An 18,550-nucleotide genomic window follows, 5' to 3' on the forward strand; every position below is an offset into this window, starting at 1 on the left:
CGTTATACCTCCCGACTCTCGAAATCGATACGTGGATCGACGAAGGTGTAGGTGAGGTCGGAGATCAGCTTCATGATCAGGCCGATCAGGGTGAATATATAGAGGGTGCCGAAGATGACAGGGTAATCTCGGTTGATCACCGCTTCGTAGCCGAGCAGGCCAAGGCCGTCGAGCGAGAAGATCACTTCGATCAGCATGGAGCCGGTAAAGAAGATGCCGATCAGCGCTGCCGGCATCCCGGCGATGATCAGCAGCATGGCGTTGCGGAACACGTGACCGTAGAGTACGCCGGATTCACTGAGGCCCTTGGCGCGTGCGGTCAGTACATACTGCTTGTGGATCTCATCGAGAAAGGCGTTCTTGGTCAGCATGGTCAGGGTGGCGAAGCTGCCGACCACCGAAGCAAAAACCGGCAGGCTGATATGCCAGAAATAGTCACCGATCTGCTCACCCAGGCTCATCTCGTCGAAACCGGGAGAGGTCAGCCCGCGTAGCGGGAACCACTCCAGGTAGGTGCCACCGGCGAACACCACGATCAGCAGAATGGCGAACAGGAAGTTGGGTATCGCGTAGCCGATGATGACCATGCTGCTGGTCCAGACGTCGAAGGTGGAGCCATCGCGCACCGCTTTTCGTATGCCCAGCGGTACCGAGATCAGGTAGGTTAATAGGGTGGTCCAGAGGCCTATCGAGATGGAGACCGGCATCTTTTCGATGATCAGCTCCACCACGGTTTTATCGCTGAAGAAGCTGCGCCCGAAGTCGAAGCTCAGGTAGTCCTTAAGCATCTTGAAGAAACGCTCATGGGCCGGTTTGTCGAAGCCGTACATCTGCTCGATCTGCGCGATAAGTTCCGGGCGTAAGCCCTGCGCGCCGCGATAGCCGCTGCCGTTGCTACTATCCGGGGCGGCTGCGGTATCCGACTGAGGGCCGGCGCCGATGCGGCTGGTGGCGCCGACGCCAATTCCCTGCAGATGGGCAATGGTCTGCTCGACCGGTCCGCCTGGAGCTAGTTGGATGACTACGAAGTTGAGTAGCAGTATGCCGAACAGGGTCGGGATCATCAGCAGCAGACGCCGCAGTATATAGGCGGCCATTAGCGCTTGATCCACCAGGTGTCAAAACCGAGGCTGTATCGGGGGCGCTGTTCCGGCATGGCAAACTTGTTCCAGTACGCGACGCGGTAGGCGCTGATATGGAATTGCGGGATCACGTAGTGGCTCCACTGCAGTACGCGGTCAAGGGCGCGGCAGCGCAGCACCAGCTGTTCCCGGTCGGGTGCCTGGATGATCTGCTCGATCAGGTAGTCGACAGCTGGGTTCTTGATACCGATCAGGTTGCGGCTGCCGGGTTGATCGGCGGTACTGGAATGCCAATATTCGCGCTGCTCGTTTCCGGGTGAGTTGGATTGACCAAAACTACTGACGACCATGTCGAAGTCGAACTGGCGGATACGGTTGATGTATTGGGATACGTCCACGATACGGATGCGGGCGGATATACCCATGCGCTCCAAGTTGCGGATAAACGGGGCGACGACACGTTCGAACTCCTTTTGCACCAACAGAATTTCAAAGTCGAATGTTTCGCCGGTACTGTTTTTCAGCACCCCGTTGTCGAGTTCCCAGCCGGCCTCGCGCAACAGGCGGAGGGCTTTGCGTAGCTGGCTTCGCACCTGGCCGTCGCCGTTGGTCTCCGGTGCGCGGTAGACCTGGGTGAATACCTCCGGTGGCACCTGGTCACGGATCGGCTCGAGTATCTTCAGCTCCTCGGGGGTCGGCAGTTCCGTTGCGGCCATCTCGGAGTTGGAGAAGAAGCTGTGGCTGCGGGTGTATGCGCCGTAAAACAGATTTTGGTTGGTCCACTCGAAGTCGAAGGCGTAGGCCAGAGCTTCACGAACTCGCGCATCGCTGAATTGGGCGCGGCGGGTGTTCATGACAAATGCCTGCATGCCGGTGGGGTTCTCGTTGGGGATCAGCTCTTTAATGATACGGCCATCGTCGAAGGGGGCGCCGGTGTAGCCTGTGGCCCACTGCTTGGAGCTGGTTTCCTGGCGGAAGTCATACTCACCAGCCTTGAACGCTTCCAGCGCCACTGTGGCATCGCGATAATAGTCGTAGCTGATAACGTCAAAGTTGTTGCGGCCTCTGTTGGCAGGCAGGTTAGCGCCCCAGTAGTTGGGGTTGCGCTTGAACGTTACCGTGCGCCCGGCATCAAAGCTGGCAATAACATAGGGCCCGGAACCGACAGGGATATCCAGGCCGGGTTTGGTGAAATCGCGCCCTTCCCAATAGTGCTTGGGCAGGATCGGCACCTCGCCAACGATCAATGGCAGCTCCCGGTTCTCGCTATCGCTGAATTCGAAGCGAACCCGCGTTTCGCTCAGTGCGCTGATTTTGCTGATACCGGCATAGTAAGCACGATAGAAGGGACTTCCCTGCTCGCGAAGCAGTTTGAAGGTATAGACGACGTCCTCGGCCCGTACCGGTTTACCGTCGCTGAAGCGGGCCTCTTCATGCAGCTCAAACTCTATCCAGCTACGGCTTTCCGGAACGTAGATCGCCTTTGCCAGCAGGCCGTATTCGGAGAAGGGTTCATCTTGAGATTTGGTGGTCAGGCTGTCGTAGATCAGGCCAATATCGTCTGCGACAGTCCCCTTGACGATAAAGGGGTTGAAGCTATCGAAGGTGCCGAATGCCCACTGCTTGACCGTGCCGGTCTTGGGGGCATCAGGGTTGACGTAGTCGAAGTGGGTAAAGTCGGCAGGGTACTTCAAATCACCATGCATGGCGATACCATGAGAGGCGGGTGGCATATCGTCGGCGAGTGAGGCCGTGGAAAAGGCCAGGGTCAGTGAGATAACCAGCGTGCGAAAGGCGGAGCGAAATTCACGATGAGGCACTGCATACTCCCTGTAATATCAGCTGTTTGCAGTTGGGTTCTTACTGATCAGGTGAGACAGTCGTTTGGTGCTCCGGTTCAAAATTATGGGCCAGCTGTTCAAGCCTGCGGTGGCGTTCGGCGCGCTTGATCCCTGCCTCACGCAGCGACAGGTCGGTTGCCATCAGCTGTGAGTGCAGTTGCATGTCCTGCCCGGCGAGTCCGCGTATCAGGTCCTGATCGATCCAACGCTGGATGCGTCGAAACAGATACCATTTGAACGCCACCGCGAGCACGACCGAAACGGCGATGATAAACAGACTGAGCTGGTCCATTGGTTCAACCCGGATCACGACTCTCTGGATAAAGTATCAGATCTTGTCCGGGGCGCAGGCTGCGGACATCACTGATGCTGTTCCAGTCTGCCAGTTGCTCGGTGCTTACGCCATAGCGTTGTGCGATTTTCCAAAGGTTATCGCCACTGCTGACGCGGTGTACCTGAGGCTTGCCTTGCTCGGCTTGCTGGACGGCAACGGTCGTGGAGGTGGCGCCTGGTGAGGGAATCAGCAGTGTCTTGCCGGCGCGGATGCGATTTGAGCTGAGCTTGTTGCTTGTGCGTATAACCGCGACGCTGGTCTTGAACTGTGCGGCGATCCCGGACAGGGTGTCGCCGGATCTAATCTGGTATCGAGCCCAGCGTACGCGTTCAGACGCCGGTAGATTGTTCAGGCCCTCGCGCAGCCGCGCGGCATTGGCGACCGGTACCAGCAGGCGGTGGGGGCCTTCAGGATCGGTAGCCCAGCGGCTGAATCCAGGATTGAGCCGCTTGATCTCGTCTAGCTCAACGCCGGACAGGCTGGCGGCTTTGGCGAGATCGAGCTGGCCATCAATATCGACGACAGCGAAATAGGGGGTATTATCCAGTTTGGGCAGCTCGATGCCGAGCTGATCGGCATTCTTGACCAGCCTAGCTACTGCGATCAGCTTGGGGATGTAGCGGCGTGTTTCCCGGGGCAGCGACAGATGCCAGTAGTCGGTTGCTTTGCCGGCGCTGGCGTTACGCTTGACGGCGCGGGAGACGCAGCCCTCACCGCAGTTGTATGCTGCCAGCGCCAGCAACCAGTCACCGTCGAAGCGCTCGTTGAGATATTCCAGGTAGTCGAGAGCGGCCTCGGTTGACTGCAGGATATCCCGGCGTCCGTCATACCACCAGTTGCTCTTCAGGCCGAACAGTGCAGCAGTGCTGGGTATGAATTGCCAGGCCCCGACGGCATGGCTGGGAGAAACCGCTTGCGGGTTGTAGCCGCTTTCGATGAAGGGTAGTAGAGCGAGTTCGGCAGGGAGGTTGCGATCGAGTACCTGGTTCAATACGAAATAGTAGTAACTCGCAGCCCGCTCGGAAGCCTGTGCCATGTAGCGGCTATGCTTCAGGTACCATTTCAGCTGATCGTCGACACGCTGTTGGTCGATCTGAGATTCCAATCTCAGATTCTGCCGTGTCAGTGACCAAAGGTCTTGAGGTGGATTGTCTGCGGGAGGTGCCGTTGCCTGAATCTTGCGGTGGCTCTGGCGCCACTGCGCAACGCTCTCGGCCTGGGCGAGATCATCTCCGGTCGCGGTAAGGCTTTGCGATTGGGTTTTGGTCGTTGCTGTTTGACAACCCGCCAGTATCAGACCACAAACAAGTGTGGCCACTGCCTTGTATATGCCTGGCTTCAAACCCCAATCCCCTGAAATGTAAAATAATCTGCCGCATTTTATGGGTGTGTCACTTTTGCGTCAAACTTAAGCCGGGGATGGGGTGTTGTCTGAATCAATTGATCGCTAAATAAGGCTCAGAACCGGTTCTTCCATTCACGCAGAGTCGCCAGTACCTTGACAGGGTCCGACTGGGCAGTGCCGGTTTGGGTCTGGGCGGCAGCAATTACACTCTGTTGTGCTGTGCGCATAAAGGGGTTGATCTGTTTTTCACTGCCGATGGTTGAGGGTAGCGTGGGCAGGTCGCGCTCCCGCATCTTTTGGCACTGCTCGATGCTGTCGTCAATCGCCGAGTTATCCGGTTCCACAGCTTTGGCGAACATCAGGTTCGATAGCGAGTACTCATGCGTGCAGTAGACGAGGGTGGATTCGGGTAGCGAGGCGAAATAGTTCATCGCATCGTGCATCTGCGCCGCAGTGCCTTCAAACAGTCGCCCGCAACCGGCCAAAAACAGGGTGTCGCCACAGAAGAGTTGGGGCTGATCCAGGGACTGGAAGTAGCTGATATGGTCAAGGGTATGACCCGGGACGGCTCTGACCTCGAGGGAGTGACCGAGCAGCTCGATATGCATTTTGTCATGCAGTGGCTGAGTGATACCGCCGAACGGTGAGTTCTCAGGGCCGTATACGGGAATGTCTCGCTGTGCAGTGAGCTCGGCGACACCTCCCGTATGATCCGGGTGGTGATGGGTGATCAGGATTGCCGCTAACGACAGTGCGTGATGCGCAAGGTAGCGTTCAACCGGCGCTGCATCGCCGGGGTCAACTACGGCGACCAGACCTGGCTGGTCGCCCTGCAGAGCCCAAATATAGTTGTCACGAAATGCTGGAATGGGCGTTACGCTGTACATGCTCGCTGCCTCTTGCTGATAAAACTGGTCTTGCCAGGTTGGTGTTCTATTATCTGCCAGAATTCGGTCCCGGTGTTTAAGAGCCGGCCCGGACGCTATAGACTTGTATACGCTCAGGGTACTTTATAATGACAGATGTTGTTAATCGTGTGTTTGCTAAGCCAGAGTGGATATGACCTTCCATCAAGCCCTCAATATCAATCAGTTGACCCCGGCAATCATGCAATGGTTCGATTCGCCGTTGGGCGGAGAGTTGATAGAGGTAGAGCAGCAATTGCTGGAGCAGGTATTGCCTACGCTGTTTGGCTACCATCTGCTACAGATAGGGGTTGATAGCCGCAGGCCCATGTTCGCTGCGAGCCCGGTACCCCACCGAATCCTGCTCGGACCCAGTCTGGAGTTGGGGATGGAAAAGCGCTCTATCGTGGCATCGAACAGTGAGCTGCCGGTGCAGAGTGACTCCATGGATGTCGTGCTGCTGCACCATGCGCTCGACTTTGCCGAGAACCCGCATCAGGTGCTACGCGAAGCGGCTAGGGTGCTAAGGCCTGGCGGACATATGGTGATTCTGGGGTTCAACCCGGCGAGCCTCTGGGGCATCGCCCGCTACCTGCGCAGACGCAAACAGGTTCCCTGGTCCGCTCATTTCATCCGCCACGGTCGCCTGCAGGATTGGCTGGGGCTGCTGGAGTTGACCGAGGTGCGAACGCTGTCCGGCTTGTACATGCCGCCCTTCGAAAGCCTTCGGCGTCGGCAGCGCTCTGCCTGGTTGCGCGCGCTGGCCCAGCGGGCGCCCGCCCACTCCGGTGCGGCGCTGCTTGTCGTAGCGCGCAAGGATGTGCCGGGTATGACGCCGCTGCGCACTCCCTGGCGTCGTAAATTGATCAGTTTGCCGGTAATCGAGCCAAAACCCACGGCGCGTGGTCATATGCGAGAGCAGCGCCGTAAGCTTTGTAAATAAAGGGAACGTAACGTTTTGAAAGCGGTTGAAATATTTACCGACGGTGCCTGTAAGGGGAATCCCGGGCCTGGCGGTTGGGGTGCTATCCTGCGTAGCGGTACGCATGAAAAGGAGCTGTATGGCGGTGAACCGCACACCACCAATAACCGGATGGAGATGACGGCCGCGATAGAGGCGCTGTCGGCACTTAACCAGCCATGCAAAGTGATACTGACTACCGACTCGGAATATCTGCGCAAGGGAATCACCGAGTGGCTGGCGGGCTGGAAGCGCAAGGGGTGGAAGACCGCTTCGCGCCAGCCGGTCAAAAATGCCGATCTTTGGCAGTTGCTGGATCAGTTGGTGTCGAAGCACCAAATCAGCTGGGAGTGGGTCAAGGGCCATAGCGGCCACCCTGAGAATGAGCGCGCCGATCAGTTGGCGAACAGGGGCGTAGAGGAGTTTGGTAAGCGATGAGTACACGGCAGATCGTGATGGATACGGAGACCACGGGTCTCGAGCCGGAGGAAGGGCACAATATTATCGAGATCGGCTGTGTCGAGATGGAGAAACGACGGGTCACCGGTAATACCTACCACCAGTACATTCGACCCGATCGCGAGGTGGATGCCGAGGCGATGGCGGTGCATGGGATCAGCAACGAGTTTTTGGCTGACAAACCCTCATTTGCCGATGTCGTCGACCAGTTTCTGGACTTTGTTCGGGGTGCTGAGCTTATCATCCACAACGCGGCGTTCGACGTAGGCTTCCTCGACAAGGAGTTAGAGCGTAACGGCTATACCGAGCGGATGGCCGATATCTGCACGATAACCGATTCGCTTGCTCTGGCCCGTCGCAAACATCCAGGCGCGAAAAACAATCTCGATGCCCTGTGTCGACGTTACGAGATCGATAACTCCCATCGAGAGCTGCACGGCGCTTTGCTCGACTCGGAGATTCTGGCAGATGTCTACCTGGCGCTGACCGGTGGTCAGACGTCGCTACAGTTGGGCCAGGAGGGCAGTGGCGGCGACGAGGGTGGTGGCGAGCCTCTGCGTCGAGTAGAAGGCGCAGATGATCTGGCGGTGGTGCGAGCCAGTGCCGACGAGCAGGCGGAGCATGAGGCGTTCCTGAATCTGCTGGATAAGAAGGTGGGCGGTAGCTGTGTGTGGCGTAGTACTACTGCAGAGTAAAGTGGTCTGAATAGCATAAAAAAACGCGGGATAGCCCGCGTTTTTTTATGAGCGCTGGAGTCTTTAGTGTAGCTCTACCAGCACCATGGTGAAGGCGACCACACTCATGACCACCGTATAGGGCAGAGCCATCCATACCATGCGACCATAGGACAGACGGATCAATGGTGCCAGTGCCGATGTGAGCAGGAACAGGAATGCGGCTTGCCCGTTGGGGGTCGCCACACTGGGAATGTTGGTGCCGGTGTTGATCGCAATCGCCAGACTGTCAAAATGCTCGCGGCTGATACTGCCGCTCTTGTAAACATCGACAACTTCGTTGATATACACCGTCGCAACGAACACGTTGTCGCTGATTGCTGAAAGTACGCCGTTGGCAATAAAGAACAAGCCGGGTTGCTTCGCTTCCTCCATCGCCAGAACCGCATGGATGATCGGCTGGAAAAGATGCTGTTCGTGGATGACGGATACGATGGTAAAGAACACCACAAGCAGGGCGGTGAACGGCAGTGCCTCTTCGAAGGCATGACCGATCTGATGCTCTTCCGTGATGCCATTAAACGCCGTCAGCAGGACGATAACGGTCAAGCCGATAAGTCCAACTTCGGCCAGATGGAAGGCCAGAGCCAGGACCAGGAAAATAGCCACGAGGATCTGCACGATGAGAATCGCATGGTCGCGCTTGGTCTGCTTTTTATCCTGCTGCAATGCATATTCGAGCAGGATGTTACGGACCGAACGGGGCAGGCGAGCACCGTAGCCAAAAATCCTTGTCTTCTCCAATAGCACGCAAGTGACGAGGCCTGCCGCGAGGACCGGCATGGTCACCGGTGCCATCAGTTTGAAAAATTCCACGAAATCCCAGCCTGCTTTCTGGGCGATCAGCAGATTCTGCGGTTCACCGACCAGCGTGCAGACGCCGCCGAGTGCGGTGCCGACAGCTCCGTGCATCAGCAGGCTGCGGAGGAAGGCGCGAAATGTCTCGAGGTCGCTGCGTTTATCCTCCTGAACTTCGCCATCGTCGGAGTGGTCATGCTCGACCAGTTCCATCTGCTTTCCTGAAGCAACCTTATGGTAGACGGCATAGAATCCCACCCCCACGCTGATCAGCACCGCCGTGACGGTCAGTGCGTCGAGGAAGGCGGATAGAAACGCTGCTGAAAGGGAAAACAGCAGGGCCAGGGTTGATTTTGACTTCACTTTTAGCAGGATGCGGGTGAATACCCAAAGCAGCATGCTTTTCATGAAGTAGATCCCTGCTACCATGAACATCAATAGCAGGATCACCTCAAGGTTGCCTGCGACTTCATGATAAACGGATTCCGGTGATGCTAAACCTATCAGCACTGCTTCAATGGCCAATAATCCACCCGGCTGCAAGGGGTAGCACTTCAGTGCCAGCGCCAGGGTGAATATGAACTCGAAGATCAGCAGCCAACCTGTGACTGCGGGTCCAGCCACGTAAAGCAGAATGGGGTTTAGGATCAGAAATCCGACAACTGCCTGTTTGTACCACGTTGGCGAGTTGCCTAGAAAATTGCGCGTGAACGCCTGTGTCAGGGTTTGGCTCATCAGGTATGGGTTCCTTAGCTTTATCTGAAATGCTCTGCATGAGGATCTTGTAATTGCTTTAGTTGGCCTCATGAACTTTGCGAGCAGCCCTGGCTGGAAATATCTCACGTCTGAGGGGTGAGTATCCTTCGCGGGGCGACGTCAGAGCGGTGCTTCACGTCAGATAATGGTGAAGTTTCTACTGGCGTCTGTGTCAGAGCGGCCCAATCCTAGCAGCAGATTGCAGATCGCGGAAGTCGCAGCTTGTCGCGGGGCGATATAGGAGGTGTAGTGAAATATCTGGTAAGCCATCAAGGAAAGTTGCTGTCAGATCGACTTTCTGAACCGCTGTTCGGCGAACGGCCGATCAGCGAAGCGGGATGTGAGGCACTGTATCAGGTGGTGGAGGGGGTGAGTCTGCTGGTTGCCAACTCCGACCTGCATGGGCTGTTACCCCTGGATCTGCGAAGCAAATTGGCGCAAGCCGATGAGGCCGGATTTGGTCTGCTTGCACGGGCCGCTCAAATCGCCGTTTGGCATGATCGGCACCGTTACTGCGGTCACTGTGGTTCGGCGGTTGAGGTGGATGCGGTCGAGTTGGCTAAGGTCTGTCACTCCTGTGGGCTGAGCGTATATCCCAGAATTTCGCCTTGCATCATTGTGCTGGTGGTCGACGGCGATCGTTGTCTTCTCGCGCACAATCCACGCTTCCCGCGCGGCCGATTCAGCACCCTGGCTGGTTTCATCGAGGCGGGCGAGAGCGCTGAGGCCGCGGTGGCAAGGGAGATACGCGAAGAGGTCGGTGTCGAGGTGAACAATATACGTTATGTCACCAGCCAGGCCTGGCCTTTTCCCCATTCACTGATGCTTGGTTTCTTCGCGGACTACGCCGGTGGCGAGTTGAAGCCCGATGGCGTTGAGATCACCGAAGCAGGATGGTTTTCGCGCGAAGAGCTGCCGGATCTGCCGCCGCGCTTTGCGATCTCTCGACTGTTGATCGAACGCTTCATCGCCGGACGCCATTGAAACCTGATGTTCTCGGCTGTTGCGCGTGTTATCGCTTGTGGCCGCTGAACAGCTTACTGAGACGGGTCGCCAGCATGACGTTGCCCTCTGCGCGCAGCTGGCCTTTCATAAACGCACTCATGCCATCCTGTTCGCCAGTCACGACGCGGATCAGGGTTGCTTCGTTCAGATGCAGGGTTATATCAGGATCCTGGTGCTCGCCGGCTATCCCTTCGCACTGCCGGTCGGCGATAGAGATGTAGAAAGGAGTGGCGTCGCTGACCTGGAACTGAAAAGTCGCCTTTAGGTCTCCCGCGTGTTCGGGATTGAAGCGGGACGGCAGCTTTTCGATGATCTGCTCTACAGTGATGACGGTGCTCATGAATGGGGGAAACCCTGCTCTAAAACGGTGTTTTAATCGGATGTTATGTTACAGTACGCGCCCCCGCAGCGCTAATACCGGGTGCTGCGTGACAGGAGAGAATTGTGACCGAATTTCTTGCTGATTATGGCCTGTTTTTGGCCAAGACATTGACCGTTATTATCGGCATTTTGCTTGTTCTTTCGGGTGTGGGGTCTCTGGTGGCAAGGCGCCGGGAGGCACGTGAGGGGCATGTCGAAGTCAAAAATCTAAATCAGCATCTCGAAGAGATGCAGCAGGATATAGAAGATGAGGTTTTTGACGAACAGCGTTTAAAACAGCTCCATAAAGAGCAGAAGAAGGCGGACAAGCGCGAGGCAAAAGAGCGCAAGAAAGCGTTAAAGAAAGGCGAGGAGCCTGCAGCCGAGCGTAAGCGCATCTTCGTGCTTGATTTCGACGGCGACCTGCATGCGTCTCAGGTCGACTGGCTGCGCGAGGAGATCAGCGCGGTGTTGACACTGGCGCGCAAGGAGGACGAGGTGGTGGTGCGCCTCGAAAGCGGCGGTGGCCTGGTTCACGGGTATGGCCTTGCAGCCTCGCAGCTCGAGCGCATTCGTAAACGTGAAATACCGCTGACAATCTGCGTTGATAAGGTCGCGGCCAGCGGTGGCTATATGATGGCATGTATCGGCAACAAGCTGATCGCGGCTCCCTTTGCTCTGGTCGGCTCCATTGGTGTCGTCGCGCAACTGCCGAACTTCCACCGGTTGCTGAAAAAACATGACGTTGACTACGAGATCTTCACCGCCGGTGAGTATAAGCGCACGTTGACGCTGTTTGGTGAGAACACCGACCATGGGCGGAAGAAGTTTATCGAGGAGCTGGAGGACACTCACGGCCTGTTCAAGGAGTTCGTGCGTGAGTACCGTCCGGCACTGGACCTGGACAAGATCGCTACCGGTGAGGTGTGGTTCGGGCGTCGTGCGCTGGATATGGGGCTTGTTGATGGCCTGGGTACGAGCGATGACTACCTGTTCGAAGCGTGCGAAAACGCCGATGTCTATCATGTTCGATATGAGTTGAAAAAGGGGTTGCAGGAGCGCTTGAGCGAGCTGTCGGTTCAGGTGGCCGATCGCACGGTTAACCGCTTTGCCCAGCGGCTGTATAACAGCCGTTTCTGGTCTCGTTGAGGCTGTCTGGAGTATCGGGAGTGGTGCAGTATGGCCACCGATAAAAGGGCTGGGACTGAAGTGAGGGGAAAAATGCAGGAATCGGATACTGCGACACGGATCGTGCTGGCGGCCGAGGAGTTGTTCGCCGAGCAGGGATTCATAGAAACCACGATGCGTCAGATCACCGCACGCGCGGACGTCAATCTGGCTGCCGTCAATTACCATTACGGTTCTAAAAACGGGCTGATCGAAGCAGTCGCGCAACGCTTTCTTGAGCCGCTGTGCGAGCAGCTCGAGCAGCGGCTGGCCGAGCGGGAGATCGATGGCCATCAATTTCCCAGCGTTGAAGAACTGCTTGAGATCCTGATGCGGGCGCTGTTGGTGGTGAAGGAGGTCAATCCGCACGCGTTGTCGCTGTTTATGCGCTTGCTGGACCTGGCCTATGCGCCGGGTCAGGATGGGCTGCGGGCTTTTCTGCTCGACGGTTACGGTGACCGGTTTCGACCCTTGATCGAGCTGGTACGGCGTAATGCGGCCCCGGTCGAGGAGGATGAGTTTTTCTGGCGCATGCATTTTCTGCTTGGCGCCATGATATTCACCCTGTCCAACTACGCCACACTCAGTGCTTTCTCCGGTCAGGAAGCGGAGGCCTCGGCCGATATCGAGCGTACCCTGCACCGTATGATTCCGGTAATCGGTGCGGGCTTTCAGGCGCGTGGCGAGTCGACCTGGTTCTGCAAGGTGTGACCGTGAAACGGCTCAAGATCTCTCTGTCCCGACAGCAGATGTACCTGTTGGAGCGGGATGAGGAGCTGGGCTCCTGGCCCGTATCCACTGCTGCCAACGGGCCTGGAGAGATCAACGGCAGCGGCTGTACGCCGCGCGGTGCACACTACATCCGTGCCTGTATAGGTACAGGTGAACCAGAAAATGCGGTGTTCATAGGTCGCCGTGCTACCGGCGAAATCTACTCGCCCGAACTTGCCAAAGCCCATCCTGAGCGGGACTGGATACTGACTCGCATCCTATGGCTTTGTGGGCGGGAGCCGGGGATTAACCGGCTGGGCAACTGCGATTCCCAGCGCCGCTATATCTATATCCATGGAACTCCCGACAGCGAACCGATGGGGATACCGCGCTCGCATGGCTGTATCCGCATGCGCAATCGCGACCTGATCGAACTGTTCGAACTGGTTTCTCCCGGCACGCCTGTCGATATTCACGAGTGAGGACATTATGACGATCGGAGCCCTGATGCTGGACCTGGAGGGGCTGGCCCTGACCGCCGAGGAGGAGCTGTTGCTGGCTCAACCGGATGTTGGTGGGCTGATTCTATTTGCCCGTAACTACACATCTCCCGAACAGCTACGTGCGCTGATGAAGCAGGTTCGCTCGGTGCGGCCAGACCTGTTGGTTGCGATCGATCAGGAGGGCGGGCGAGTGCAGCGGATCCGTACCGGCGCCACGGTGTTGCCGCCGATGGCGTCGCTCGGCAAGCTTTGGCAGCTGAATGCTCAACAGGCGCTGGATGATGCCCGCGAGCTGGGATGGCTGATGGCGGCCGAGCTGCGGCAGTTTGATATCGACTTCAGTTTCGCGCCGGTGCTCGATATCGATTGGACGCGCAGTGGCGTGATCGGTGATCGTGCCTTTGCCGACTCCGTCGACGCGGTAGCCCAATTGGCGGCCTGTTTCATGGCAGGGATGCATGAAGCGGGTATGGCGGCTACTGGTAAGCATTTTCCCGGGCACGGTTGGGTTCAGGCCGACTCCCACCTGGAGATTCCGGTGGATGAGCGTCCGCTGGAACAGCTGGAAACACTGGATATGCAGCCTTTCGCCAGGCTGATCCAGGAGGGGTTGGATGCGATCATGCCGGCCCATGTGATCTATTCGCAGCTTGATACAGACCCCGCCGGTTTCTCCACGTACTGGCTTCGCGATCAGTTGCGGGGGCGCCTTGATTTTGACGGTGTGATCTTCAGCGACGATCTGACCATGGAGGGTGCCAGTGTTGCCGGCGGGTATCCGGCGCGAGCGGAGAAGGCGCTGCAAGCGGGGTGCGATATGGTGCTTGTCTGCAACCATCGGGCAGGGGCACGGGAGGTGCTGAACTATTTGCAGGGCGCCAAAACGGCCGCATCGCCTCGTCTGGAGCGGATGCGGGCCAAGCCTGGCATCGCGTACGATCAAACCAGGCTGCAGCGCGCGCGTACTATCGCCGAGCGGTTGCGCGGGGGGATGTCTGCGTGAACGAGCAAGCGCTATTCGACTGGCTTGACCCCTTGATCGCCTATCTTCCTTCACTTCAGGACTATCGTTGGCAGTTGGCGGTGTTGCTGGTGACGCTGGGCTCACTGTTAGTGGCACTGATTATCGACCGAATCCTCTGTCAGCTGGTCAGTACGCTGGCGCGCACCTCGCCGGTGTGGGATGACCTGCTGATCGACGCCCTGCGACGCCCTCTGATTCTGCTGATCCTGATGCTCGCACTGACGCTGTCGTTACAGCTGTCTGCACCGCACCTTCAAATGGTTGAGGGTGAGCTGCCCAAGCGAGTGCGCGAGGTGGGATTCATCCTGCTGTTGAGTTGGGCGCTGATCCGGTTTGTGGTGCGTGCCGAAGAAGCAGTATTGCGCCGCGATACCAGCATCGATCGCACCACCGCGGATGCCATCTGCAAGCTGGTTAAATTGATTATCGTAGTGCTGACCGGGTTGGTGCTGATGCAATACCTGGGCTATAGCATCTCGGGTATTCTGGCGTTCGGTGGTATCGGGGGCTTGGCCGTGGGTTTCGCGGCGAAGGATCTGCTGGCTAACTTCTTTGGTGGCTTGATGATCTATCTCGATCGCCCGTTCAAGGTGGGTGACTGGGTACGCTCTCCCGATAAGCAGATCGAAGGGGTGGTGGAGAAGATAGGTTGGCGGTTGACGGTTATCCGTACCTTCGATAAGCGGCCACTGTATATCCCCAATGCGACCTTCGCCAGTATCTCGGTGGAGAACCCTTCGCGCATGACCAACCGTAGAATCTATGAGTACGTCGGCGTACGGTATGACGATGCCGGTGTGGTCAAGCAGGTGGTGGATCGGATTCGCGACATGCTGGTCGCGCATCCGGAGATCGATGAGAACAGCACGCTGTTCACCCAGCTGAACCGCTTTGGTCCGTCGTCTCTGGATATCATGATCTACTGTTTTACCCATACCACCGATTGGGGGCGTTACCTGGAGATCCGAGAGGACGTGATGCTGCGAATCATCGATATCGTCGATGAGTTGGGTGCGGAGATCGCCTTCCCGACCACTACGGTGCATCTGCAGGGGCAGGTGCCGGGTCTGGTTGAATCGGCTTGATTGGCTGGGATTAAGCATAAAGGAAATCCCGTGTGACATCGCGAACTGAAAGCCGTAATCGTGCACGTTGGTTGAAATCCTGTGCCGCTGCCCAGCGGCACTGGTTGCTGCTCTCGGTTGTCGCTGGCCTGGGGGGAGGGCTGGCGATGGTGCTGCAAGCCGACCAGTTGGCTGTCATTATCTCCGGTATTGTTGCCGGCGGCGACGGTATCGAGGAGTACCGAACCGCCTTCGTTCTGCTACTCTCGGCCGTCCTGTTGCGTGCGCTGATGGGGTATCTGCGTGAGTGGGGCGGGCTATGTGCCTCGCTCGGTGTGCGCCGGCGCTTAAGGGCTGAGCTCTTGGCCAAGCTGGATCGGCTTGGGCCGGGGTACTGCCATGCCCGCCAGACCGGCGATCTGAGCACTCTGCTGCTTGAGCAGGTTGAGGCTCTGGACGGCTATTTTGCGCGTTATCTGCCGCAGATGTGGCTGTCGTTGGGGCTGCCCTTGCTGATCCTGCTGTTTATCCTGCCGCAAAACTGGGCGGTGGCGCTGATCTTCCTGATCACCGCACCCCTGGTGCCACTCTTCATGGCGCTGGTGGGGATAAAGGCGGCCGCGGCAAACCGGCGTAACTTTCAAGCGTTGGCCAACCTGTCGGCGTATTTTCTCGATCTGGTCCAAGGGTTGGCGACGCTCAAATTGTTCCAGCGCAGTCGAGGTGAGGCGAGAGTGTTGGGGCAGGTGTCGGAGGCATTCCGTGTGCGCACCATGGAGGTGTTGCGACTGGCTTTTCTGTCATCGGCAGTGCTGGAGTTCTTCGCCTCGGTGTCGATCGCGTTAACCGCAGTGTATCTGGGCTTCAGTTTTCTCGGTGAGCTGAAATTCGGCTCATGGCAAGGCTCCATCACTCTCTATCAGGCGCTGTTTATCCTGCTGTTGGCACCGGAGTTTTATTTGCCGTTGCGCGAGTTGGGTACTCATTACCATGCCAAGCAGGAGGCGATGGCGGCCAGCGAACGTTTGCAGTCATTGCTGGATGAGGTGGAGCATACTGTCGACGGGGGGCGCCTTAGGCTGGAGTCCGGACCAGTCGAGATCGAGTTTCGAGATCTCAGTCTGACCTACCCGGGTCGCGAGCAACCCGTTCTCAACGGCTTGAATCTACAGCTGGCTGCGGGGGAGCGGGTCGCGATCCGGGGCCCCAGTGGTGCGGGTAAATCCTCGTTAATGAATCTCCTGCTCGGTTTTTATCCTGTCACAGGCGGTGAGTTGCTGGTCAATCGGCAACCCTTGGCCCAACTGGAACGTGACGCTTGGCTGCAGACGATTGCCTGGGTCAGCCAGCAGACGACTCTGTTTGCCGGCACCTTGCGCGATAATTTGAAGCTGGCGCGGGCGGATGCCGATGACAGGGAGCTGATGCAGGCCTGTGTCGATGCCCACGTGGTCGAGTTTCTCGACCGTCTTCCGGCTGGACTCGATACCGAGGTCGGTGAGGCGGGTCATGGGCTGTCCGGTGGTCAGATCCAGCGCATCGCGTTGGCTCGAGCGTTCCTGAAGGATGCGCCGCTGTTACTGCTGGACGAGCCTACGGCGAATCTGGATGCGCAAAGCGAAACCCTGGTGCTGGATGCCCTGGCACGGCTCAGCCAGGGGCGAACCGTGTTGATTCTGACCCATCGCGAGGCGGCACAGCTCAATGCCCATCGAGTGCTTGAGCTGGCCGACGGTCGTCTTATCGAGATTGAGCGTGGGAGGTCGTCATGAAGCTGCTCTGGCCCTATATACGGCAGATGCGTGCGCATATCGGCTGGGTAGCGCTTGGATCTTTGTTGGGCTTGGTCACGCTATTGTCCAGCATCGGCTTGCTGACGCTCTCGGGTTGGTTTATCACCGCTACCTCATTGGCAGGCGTTGCCGTCAGCTTCAACTTTTTCACGCCCGGCGCCGGGGTCAGGGGCTTCGCCATTCTGCGCACGCTGGGCCGTTACGGCGAGCGTCTGGCAACCCATGAAGCGACGTTCAGGTTGATCGCGCGCCTGCGGACCTGGTTTTATCAGCACATGGAGCCTCAGCGGCCGGCGCGGCTGAATGCGATAGGTTCCGCCGAACTGCTGAGCCGGCTGATAGCCGATATCGGTGCCCTGGATAATCTCTATCTGCGTATCCTGTCACCATCCCTGATTGCGCTGTGCGTGGTAGCACTTGTCTGCGGCTTCATCTCCTTGTTCAGTGGATCCCTGGCGCTGATTGCGCTTTGTGGCTACCTGACGGCGGGATTGCTGGTACCGATGCTTGGTCATTGGCTAGGGGGCGAGCGGGGCGCGGAGCAGGCCCGGAGTCAGGCCCGGCTGCGCACTCGTTTGGTTACCCTGATTCAGGGCATGGCGGATCTGCGCATCTATGGTGGTATGGCGCGCGCGCAAGCGCAGATCGACCAGGCCCAGCATGCATATCTTGAGACCCAGGCCCAGATGGGGCGAACCAGTGCGCTGGTCAACAGCCTGATGCTGCTGATTGCCGGTGGCACGCTGATTGCCGTGTTGATTGAAGGGGTAAGCCTGGTGCAGACCCAGCAGTTGCAGGCGATCGAGCTGGTCTTTTTGCTGTTCTGTGTTGTGGCTGCCTTCGAGGCGGTGATGCCGCTGCCGCTGGCCTATCAATATCTCGGTAAAACTCGGGAGTCGGCAGCGCGACTGGCCAGTGTGGCGGAAAAAGAGGTAGAACATCAGTTTCCGCAGCAGGGGCCGGAGCCAAGTCGTCCAGGCGCTATCCGTTTCGAGGCTGTCGAGTTTGGATATGGGGGTCAGGGGCGCGCGCTCGATAAGGTGGGGTTTAACGTTGAGCCGGGCGAAAAAGTATTGGTGTTGGGCCACTCGGGCAGTGGCAAGAGCTCGCTGATCAACCTGCTGGTACGCTTTTGGGATCCGAATGCGGGCAGCATCGAGCTGGGTGGGCAACCGATAGGGGCATACACGGAGGAGGCTCTGCGCAGCCAGGTCAGTGTGATGGGGCAGCCGGTGCAGCTATTTGCCGGTAGCATACGCGAAAACCTGAAAATAGGCCGTGATACCGCAAGCGACCAGGAGATGCTCGAGCTGCTGGATCGATTGAAACTGACCGCTGCGCTGGATGGTCAGGGGTTGGACTACCAGGTGGGCGAGGCTGGCTCGCGACTGTCGGGCGGTCAGCGCAAGCGCTTGGCGCTGGGCCGTGCGCTGCTGCGCGAGGCGCCGATACTGTTGCTGGATGAGCCCGCCGAGGGGTTGGATCCGCAAACCGAGCAGGCGGTGCTGGAGCTGATACTGCAGTATCGAACAGGTCAGACGGTGCTGTTGATCAGCCACCATGCCGCAGCACTTGCATGCTTTGATTCAGCGATGCTGATGGACCGGGGGCGAGTGTTGGAGCGAGGGGATATCAAACAGCTTCTCGAGGACCCGGGCAGCCGTATCAGCCAGCTCAAATCGCTTTGAGCCGGCGTGATCCTTTGCGC

At 57.9% G+C, this 18,550-nt stretch carries 18 protein-coding genes; 11 read left to right on the forward strand and 7 right to left on the reverse strand.

Annotated elements, in window-relative coordinates; all coding sequences use genetic code 11:
- Positions 1-2: 2 nt before the first annotated feature.
- The 5 genes from IEX40_RS15715 to gloB all read right to left on the reverse strand — a co-directional run bounded on the left by IEX40_RS15715 (position 3) and on the right by gloB (position 5,489).
- On the reverse strand, positions 3-1,097 hold the full coding sequence (locus IEX40_RS15715; RefSeq protein ID WP_188749969.1) for a microcin C ABC transporter permease YejB: 1,095 nt from the start codon (positions 1,095-1,097) through the stop codon (positions 3-5).
- Positions 1,097-2,902, reverse strand: coding sequence for an extracellular solute-binding protein (locus IEX40_RS15720; protein WP_229680794.1), 1,806 nt, complete (start codon positions 2,900-2,902; stop codon positions 1,097-1,099). The genes IEX40_RS15715 and IEX40_RS15720 overlap by 1 nt, the downstream gene beginning before the upstream one ends.
- A 40-nt stretch (positions 2,903-2,942) precedes the next feature.
- Positions 2,943-3,215: a hypothetical protein gene (locus tag IEX40_RS15725; protein WP_188749971.1), complete on the reverse strand. Its 273-nt coding sequence runs from the start codon at positions 3,213-3,215 to the stop codon at positions 2,943-2,945.
- A 4-nt stretch (positions 3,216-3,219) separates the two neighbouring features.
- A complete protein-coding gene (locus IEX40_RS15730; RefSeq protein WP_188749972.1) occupies positions 3,220-4,599 on the reverse strand; it encodes a LysM peptidoglycan-binding domain-containing protein in 1,380 nt (459 codons plus the stop codon).
- A gap of 116 nt (positions 4,600-4,715) precedes the next feature.
- Positions 4,716-5,489 (reverse strand): hydroxyacylglutathione hydrolase, encoded by a 774-nt coding sequence (gene gloB, locus IEX40_RS15735; RefSeq protein ID WP_188749974.1) that lies wholly within the window; start codon positions 5,487-5,489, stop codon positions 4,716-4,718.
- 172 nt (positions 5,490-5,661) lie between these two features.
- Here gloB and IEX40_RS15740 point away from each other — a divergent pair, with 172 nt between their 5' ends.
- Genes IEX40_RS15740 through dnaQ form a run of 3 tightly spaced genes read left to right on the forward strand, consistent with a single transcriptional unit; the run spans position 5,662 to position 7,622 of the window.
- Entirely contained in the window at positions 5,662-6,450 is a 789-nt protein-coding gene (locus IEX40_RS15740) for a class I SAM-dependent methyltransferase (RefSeq protein ID WP_188749976.1), read from the forward strand.
- A 15-nt stretch (positions 6,451-6,465) separates the two neighbouring features.
- A complete protein-coding gene (rnhA, locus tag IEX40_RS15745; protein ID WP_188749978.1) occupies positions 6,466-6,906 on the forward strand; it encodes a ribonuclease HI in 441 nt (146 codons plus the stop codon).
- Positions 6,903-7,622, forward strand: coding sequence for a DNA polymerase III subunit epsilon (gene dnaQ / locus IEX40_RS15750; protein WP_188749980.1), 720 nt, complete (start codon positions 6,903-6,905; stop codon positions 7,620-7,622). The genes rnhA and dnaQ overlap by 4 nt, the downstream gene beginning before the upstream one ends.
- A gap of 63 nt (positions 7,623-7,685) precedes the next feature.
- On the opposite strand, the gene nhaB is transcribed toward dnaQ, so the two are convergent.
- A complete protein-coding gene (gene nhaB, locus IEX40_RS15755; RefSeq protein WP_188749981.1) occupies positions 7,686-9,194 on the reverse strand; it encodes a sodium/proton antiporter NhaB in 1,509 nt (502 codons plus the stop codon).
- Positions 9,195-9,464: 270 nt separating this feature from the next.
- On the opposite strand from nhaB, the gene nudC reads away from it, so the two are divergent.
- The gene (nudC, locus tag IEX40_RS15760) at positions 9,465-10,199 is read left to right on the forward strand and encodes an NAD(+) diphosphatase (protein WP_229680795.1); all 735 of its coding nucleotides are present in this window, start codon (positions 9,465-9,467) and stop codon (positions 10,197-10,199) included.
- A gap of 28 nt (positions 10,200-10,227) precedes the next feature.
- Here the strand turns inward: nudC and IEX40_RS15765 are convergent, their stop codons facing one another.
- Positions 10,228-10,560 (reverse strand): SCP2 sterol-binding domain-containing protein, encoded by a 333-nt coding sequence (locus tag IEX40_RS15765; protein WP_188749983.1) that lies wholly within the window; start codon positions 10,558-10,560, stop codon positions 10,228-10,230.
- 104 nt (positions 10,561-10,664) lie between these two features.
- On the opposite strand from IEX40_RS15765, the gene sohB reads away from it, so the two are divergent.
- The 7 genes from sohB (at position 10,665) to cydC (ending at position 18,530) form a co-directional block, all read left to right on the forward strand.
- Complete coding sequence (gene sohB / locus IEX40_RS15770; protein ID WP_188749986.1) at positions 10,665-11,729, forward strand: protease SohB; 1,065 nt, start codon at positions 10,665-10,667, stop codon at positions 11,727-11,729.
- 72 nt (positions 11,730-11,801) lie between these two features.
- Complete coding sequence (locus tag IEX40_RS15775; RefSeq protein ID WP_188749988.1) at positions 11,802-12,458, forward strand: TetR/AcrR family transcriptional regulator; 657 nt, start codon at positions 11,802-11,804, stop codon at positions 12,456-12,458.
- A 2-nt stretch (positions 12,459-12,460) separates the two neighbouring features.
- On the forward strand, positions 12,461-12,940 hold the full coding sequence (locus IEX40_RS15780; protein ID WP_268235800.1) for a L,D-transpeptidase: 480 nt from the start codon (positions 12,461-12,463) through the stop codon (positions 12,938-12,940).
- Positions 12,941-12,947: 7 nt separating this feature from the next.
- On the forward strand, positions 12,948-13,964 hold the full coding sequence (nagZ, locus tag IEX40_RS15785; RefSeq protein WP_229680796.1) for a beta-N-acetylhexosaminidase: 1,017 nt from the start codon (positions 12,948-12,950) through the stop codon (positions 13,962-13,964).
- A complete protein-coding gene (locus tag IEX40_RS15790; protein ID WP_188749992.1) occupies positions 13,961-15,070 on the forward strand; it encodes a mechanosensitive ion channel family protein in 1,110 nt (369 codons plus the stop codon). Before nagZ ends, IEX40_RS15790 begins: the two co-directional genes overlap by 4 nt.
- Positions 15,071-15,102: 32 nt before the next feature.
- Positions 15,103-16,821 carry a thiol reductant ABC exporter subunit CydD gene (gene cydD / locus IEX40_RS15795; RefSeq protein WP_188749994.1) on the forward strand — a complete coding sequence of 573 codons (1,719 nt, stop codon included), beginning with the start codon at positions 15,103-15,105 and terminating at the stop codon, positions 16,819-16,821.
- Positions 16,818-18,530 (forward strand): thiol reductant ABC exporter subunit CydC, encoded by a 1,713-nt coding sequence (gene cydC / locus IEX40_RS15800; RefSeq protein ID WP_188749996.1) that lies wholly within the window; start codon positions 16,818-16,820, stop codon positions 18,528-18,530. The genes cydD and cydC overlap by 4 nt, the downstream gene beginning before the upstream one ends.
- Positions 18,531-18,550 lie beyond the last annotated feature (20 nt).

This window comes from Marinobacterium zhoushanense, from assembly GCF_014641945.1.
GTDB classification, from domain to species: Bacteria; Pseudomonadota; Gammaproteobacteria; order Pseudomonadales; family Balneatricaceae; genus Marinobacterium_D; species Marinobacterium_D zhoushanense.

Excerpts from the sequence above, each read along its gene's own strand:
- IEX40_RS15715 (WP_188749969.1), bottom strand. The coding sequence starts at position 1,097 with ATGGCCGCCTATATACTGCGGCGTCTGCTGCTGATGATCCCGACCCTG.
- IEX40_RS15725 (WP_188749971.1), bottom strand. The coding sequence starts at position 3,215 with ATGGACCAGCTCAGTCTGTTTATCATCGCCGTTTCGGTCGTGCTCGCG.
- gloB (WP_188749974.1), bottom strand. The coding sequence starts at position 5,489 with ATGTACAGCGTAACGCCCATTCCAGCATTTCGTGACAACTATATTTGG.
- IEX40_RS15740 (WP_188749976.1), top strand. The coding sequence starts at position 5,662 with ATGACCTTCCATCAAGCCCTCAATATCAATCAGTTGACCCCGGCAATC.
- dnaQ (WP_188749980.1), top strand. The coding sequence starts at position 6,903 with ATGAGTACACGGCAGATCGTGATGGATACGGAGACCACGGGTCTCGAG.
- nhaB (WP_188749981.1), bottom strand. The coding sequence starts at position 9,194 with ATGAGCCAAACCCTGACACAGGCGTTCACGCGCAATTTTCTAGGCAAC.
- IEX40_RS15765 (WP_188749983.1), bottom strand. The coding sequence starts at position 10,560 with ATGAGCACCGTCATCACTGTAGAGCAGATCATCGAAAAGCTGCCGTCC.
- IEX40_RS15775 (WP_188749988.1), top strand. The coding sequence starts at position 11,802 with ATGCAGGAATCGGATACTGCGACACGGATCGTGCTGGCGGCCGAGGAG.
- nagZ (WP_229680796.1), top strand. The coding sequence starts at position 12,948 with ATGACGATCGGAGCCCTGATGCTGGACCTGGAGGGGCTGGCCCTGACC.
- cydC (WP_188749996.1), top strand. The coding sequence starts at position 16,818 with ATGAAGCTGCTCTGGCCCTATATACGGCAGATGCGTGCGCATATCGGC.